Below are 4,178 nucleotides of genomic sequence, written 5' to 3' on the forward strand. Positions count from 1 at the left end.
CCAGGAAAACCATGGGTGTTCGCGCAGGCGCAGCAGCAACGGGTCGGGTTGGTCCAGCCAGAGTTGGCGGAACGTGGTGTTGCGCACATTGCCCACCGAGTGCTGCCACCAGTACGTGTCGGGGTGGACCTCGCCGGTATTGTCGATGTTGGCGACGCCGCTGCCCGAGGCATTGCCGCCCCAGCCGTGCAGCAGGTGTTCCAGTTGCGGGTAATGCTCGGGCAGATGCTGGTGGACCCACTGCAGCAATAGCACCGCGTCGGCGTCGTTGTTGCCGCTGACAAAATCGCTGTCGATGCCGTGCTCGATGTCATGCCAGGCCTGCTGGAATATCAGCATCATCGCATCGCGGCTCATCTGCCGGTGCGCATCCAACTGGCGGCTGCGCTTGCCGCGCCCGCTGTAGTTGAGGTGCGACAGGTAGAACTTCTGCACATCGTAGTCACGCATCAGCGCCAGCAGTTGCGGCAACTGCCCATGGTTTTCCTGGGTCAGGGTGGTGCGCAGGCCCACGCGAATCCCGGCCTCGCGGCACAGGCGGATAGCGTGCATCGAGCGCTGGAAACTGCCTTGCAACTGGCGGAACGCATCGTGGGTCGCCTGTAGACCGTCGATGCTGATGCCTACGTAATCGAAACGCGCGTCGGCGATCTGCTGGATATTCTGTTCGTCGATCAGCGTGCCGTTGCTCGACAGCGCGACAAAAAAACCTTTGTCGCGGGCATAGGCGCTGAGCTGGAACAGGTCTGCACGCAGCAGCGGTTCACCGCCCGACAGAATCAGCACGCGCACCCCGGCCGCGTGCAAGTCATCGATCACCTGGAGTGCGGCCGGGGTGTCCAGTTCATCGCGAAACACACTGTCGGCGCTGGTGGCGTAGCAGTGTTTGCAGGTGAGGTTGCAGCGCCGCAGCAGGTTCCAGATCACCACTGGCGGCCGGTCCTTGCCGGGCGGCGAAGTGCGGGGCGGCGGGCATTGTCCGGCCAGGGTACGCAGGTACTGACTGATCCGCAGCATGGGACGCTCCTTCTAGGTTGCCGGCGTCAGGCGCAGGCCGGTTTTTTTCAGGATGCGGCTGCTCACCAGCATCTCGTCGGCGCGGCAGGCATCGCCGAGCAGGTAGCGCAGGTGCTCGCGGTAGCTGTCGATTTCTTCGCGGCTACGCCCATGCACCATGGCGAACAGGTTGTAGGGCCAGTCGGGACGGCGCGGGCGGCGGTAGCAATGGCTGACAAACGGCTGCGCCCCGATCAATTCGCCCAGGCGCGGCATTTGCTCGTCGCGCACATCCCACACGGTCATGCCGTTATGGCGATAACCCAGGCGGTAATGGTTGGGCACGGCGGCGACACGCCGGATCGCGCCTTCGGCCTGCAGGCGCTTGAGCAGGTCGAGGGTCGACTCGACGCTGATGCCCAACTGCTCGGCGAGCCAGCCCCAGGGATCGTCCACCAGCGGCAGGCCAGCCTGGGTGAGGGCGACCAGGCGCAGGGCCAGGCGGTCGTCAGACCGGGAAATACAGACCGACATGGTAGGTTTGCTCCTTCGGCAGATTGAGCACCGCCAACCCCGTCAGGGTCTCGATGCGGGACAAGGTGGCGGCCAGTTCCGCCTCGGTGCCGCAGGCCAGCACGAACCACATGTTCCAGCGGTGTTCGCGGCGGTAGTTGTGGGCCACCTGGGGCAATGCGTTGAGTTGTTCGGCGACCGCCTCAAACCGCGCCTCGGGCACAGTCAACGCGGCCAGGGTGAAGGCGCCACCGAGGCGCTCGACATCGAACATCGGACCGAAGCGCGTCAGCACCCCGTCTTCGAGCAGGTCATGCAGGCGGTCGAGCACTTCACTCGGCTGGCTGTGCAGTTCCTGCGCCACCTGCTGCCAGGGATCGCGCACCAGTGGCAGGCCGTGTTGCAGTCGATTGATCAGGCGCCGGTCGAGATCATCCATGGGCCCACACCTGCGACGACGGCGGCGTAAAGCGCCCACCGCATTGCTTGAAGGCGCGGGTGCTGAACAGCAGTTGGTGCGGCAGGTCACTCAATTGCTGCTGTTCCAGCACCCGCTGGATATGCGCCGTGACCTCTTCGCGCTCGCGGCCATGCACCATGCAGAACAAGTTGTAGCGCCACTGCGGCAGCCGGCGCGGGCGCTGATAACACAGGTTGACGCCGGGCGCGCGGCCCAGGCGGTTGCCGACTTCATCCACCAGCGCATCGGGCACGTCCAGCACCAGCATGGCATTGGCGACAAAGCCCAGGGCGCGGTGATTGAGCACCAGGCCGACGCGGCGGAACAGGCCTTGTTCCTGCCATTGCTGCATCTGTTGCAACACTTGGTCATGGTGCGCGCCGATCTGTTCGGCGAGGTTGTCGTAGGGGCGCGAGACAAGAGGCAAGCCGCGTTCCAGGCATTGGCGCAGGTCGAGCATTTGCTCTTGGCTCAGTGGGACGATCATGGATGCGCTCCCAGGGAAAACCCGAGGTCGATGCGGTAGGCGGTGAGCATCGGCAGGTCCAGGGGGATGAGGCCGGTGTCTTGCTCCAGCTCGTCGAGGATCTGTTGCAGGTGCTGACGGTGCGGGCCGGTCAAGACAAACCACAGGTTGTATTGATGCTCGCGGACATAGTTATGGTTGACTTCCGGGTACTGGTTGACGCGCCGCGCCACCTGTTCCAGGCGTTCGACCGGCACCGCCAGGGCGGCCAGGGTGCTGGCGCCGGCGCGGGTGTGTTCGAACACCGGGCCGACCCGCGACAGTGAGCCGGCCAGTTCCAGGCGGTGCAGGCACGTCATCAACTGTGCCTCGCTGCAACCCAACACCTGGGCCATTTCGCGATAAGGTTCGGCGCACAGCGGCATGCCGTGCTGGTAGCGTTCGATCAATTGACGGCTGAGCAGGTCAAGGTCCATCTCAATACCCCATTTTTTGCGCGCGATTACTGAAGAAAATTCCACTGGGACTCAAGGCCGGCAGGGTCTTGAGCAAGGTCATGCGATACGGGTCCCAGACCTGTACCTGCTCACCGTCGCGCACCGACAGCCACAGCTGTTCGCCACGCCCGGTGAACTCCATGTGCAGCACGCCGGGGCCGGGGCGCAGGTCGGCCACCACCTGGTGGGTCTCGGTGTCGATCACCTGCACGCGGTCGTTGTCCGGGTAGGCGAAATTGACCCACAACTGGCGCCCGTCCGGGCGTGCGGTGACGAAAATCGGTTGGCCGGCCACGTCAATGGCGGCGGTCTGCTGCCAACTGCGCGCATCCATCACCAGCACCTGGTGATGGCCGACGGCGGGCACAAAGGCTTGGTTGTCGGCCACGGCCCAGCCTTCGAGGTGGGGCATCTTGTACACCGGCAGTTTGGCCTGGCCGCGCCCGTAATCCGCGAGCACGCGCTTTACGCCGCGCTCGGGGTGCCACAGGTCGAGTTGGGCCATGCCGTCCTCACCGAACAGCCCGGCCATGTAGTAACGGCCGTCGGCGGTGATCAGCGCGTCATAGGGTTGCTCGCCGATGCCCTGGAATCGCGTGATCCGCGGGGTGTTGCCCTGGCTGAAGTCGGCGCTCCAGATCTCGCCGCTGTCGAACAGGCTGAACACGAAGCGCTGGCCGGGCGCATCCACCAGGCCCACCACCCGCGAGCGTTTACCGTCGGCCAGGGGCGTGGCGGGAATGTCGGCGACCTGGGCCAGGGTCTGCGCATCGAACACCTTGACCCCGCCGGGTTGGTAGTTGGAGACGGCAATCAGGCGTCCGTCCTGGCTGATCGCGCCGCCGATGCTGTTGCCGCCCTGGAGGATGCGTTTTTCAACGCGTTGGCGCAGCAGGTCGACTTTGGTCAGGCCGCCATCGCGGCCGAAAATGTAGGCATAGCGCTGGTCGCGGGAAAACACCGCCGAGGCGTGAGACAGGTCGCCCAAGCCGTCGATCCGCCCCAGCTCGGTCATCCCGCTGGTTTCGATGATTTGCACACTGGCGCTGGCGCGTTCGATCACCAGGCCCAGGTCGCCAGTCCCGCGCAGCGGCGGTTGGGCACAGGCGCCGAGCAGCAGGCACAGCGATAGAAGAGTGGGACGCATCATGGTGCGGGGCTTCCTTGCAGGAGGCGTTCGACCAGCCAGGCGATCTCGCCGGCACTGAGCAATGGCGCCCAGCCGGGCATCGCGCGGGCAGGGCGG

General features: G+C 65.2%; 6 protein-coding genes and 1 pseudogene. All 7 read right to left on the reverse strand.

The annotated features are described in order from the left end of the window. On the reverse strand, positions 1–1,017 hold a 1,017-nt coding region (locus L9Z73_RS26435; RefSeq protein WP_247407488.1), incomplete at its 3' end, for a radical SAM protein. Positions 1,018–1,029: 12 nt separating this feature from the next. Next, on the reverse strand, positions 1,030–1,530 hold the full coding sequence (locus L9Z73_RS26440; RefSeq protein WP_247407490.1) for a nitrite reductase: 501 nt from the start codon (positions 1,528–1,530) through the stop codon (positions 1,030–1,032). After that, entirely contained in the window at positions 1,505–1,948 is a 444-nt protein-coding gene (locus L9Z73_RS26445) for an Lrp/AsnC family transcriptional regulator (RefSeq protein WP_247407493.1), read from the reverse strand. Before L9Z73_RS26445 ends, L9Z73_RS26440 begins: the two co-directional genes overlap by 26 nt. Then, on the reverse strand, positions 1,941–2,456 hold the full coding sequence (locus tag L9Z73_RS26450) for an AsnC family protein (protein ID WP_247407495.1): 516 nt from the start codon (positions 2,454–2,456) through the stop codon (positions 1,941–1,943). Before L9Z73_RS26450 ends, L9Z73_RS26445 begins: the two co-directional genes overlap by 8 nt. Beyond that, the gene (locus L9Z73_RS26455; RefSeq protein ID WP_247407497.1) at positions 2,453–2,911 is read right to left on the reverse strand and encodes an Lrp/AsnC family transcriptional regulator; all 459 of its coding nucleotides are present in this window, start codon (positions 2,909–2,911) and stop codon (positions 2,453–2,455) included. Before L9Z73_RS26455 ends, L9Z73_RS26450 begins: the two co-directional genes overlap by 4 nt. Before the next feature lies 1 nt (position 2,912). Further along, on the reverse strand, positions 2,913–4,082 hold the full coding sequence (locus L9Z73_RS26460) for a cytochrome D1 domain-containing protein (protein ID WP_247407499.1): 1,170 nt from the start codon (positions 4,080–4,082) through the stop codon (positions 2,913–2,915). Next, positions 4,079–4,178: pseudogene (locus tag L9Z73_RS26465) on the reverse strand (c-type cytochrome); the annotation flags it as partial. The pseudogene L9Z73_RS26465 and the gene L9Z73_RS26460, both read right to left, overlap by 4 nt.

It is taken from the genome of Pseudomonas emilianonis, assembly GCF_023072625.1.
Classification (GTDB): Bacteria; Pseudomonadota; Gammaproteobacteria; order Pseudomonadales; family Pseudomonadaceae; genus Aquipseudomonas; species Aquipseudomonas paraveronii.

Coding starts and splice junctions, on each gene's coding strand:
- L9Z73_RS26440 (WP_247407490.1), bottom strand. CDS start 1,530: ATGTCGGTCTGTATTTCCCGGTCTGACGACCGCCTGGCCCTGCGCCTG.
- L9Z73_RS26445 (WP_247407493.1), bottom strand. CDS start 1,948: ATGGATGATCTCGACCGGCGCCTGATCAATCGACTGCAACACGGCCTG.
- L9Z73_RS26450 (WP_247407495.1), bottom strand. CDS start 2,456: ATGATCGTCCCACTGAGCCAAGAGCAAATGCTCGACCTGCGCCAATGC.
- L9Z73_RS26455 (WP_247407497.1), bottom strand. CDS start 2,911: ATGGACCTTGACCTGCTCAGCCGTCAATTGATCGAACGCTACCAGCAC.
- L9Z73_RS26460 (WP_247407499.1), bottom strand. CDS start 4,082: ATGATGCGTCCCACTCTTCTATCGCTGTGCCTGCTGCTCGGCGCCTGT.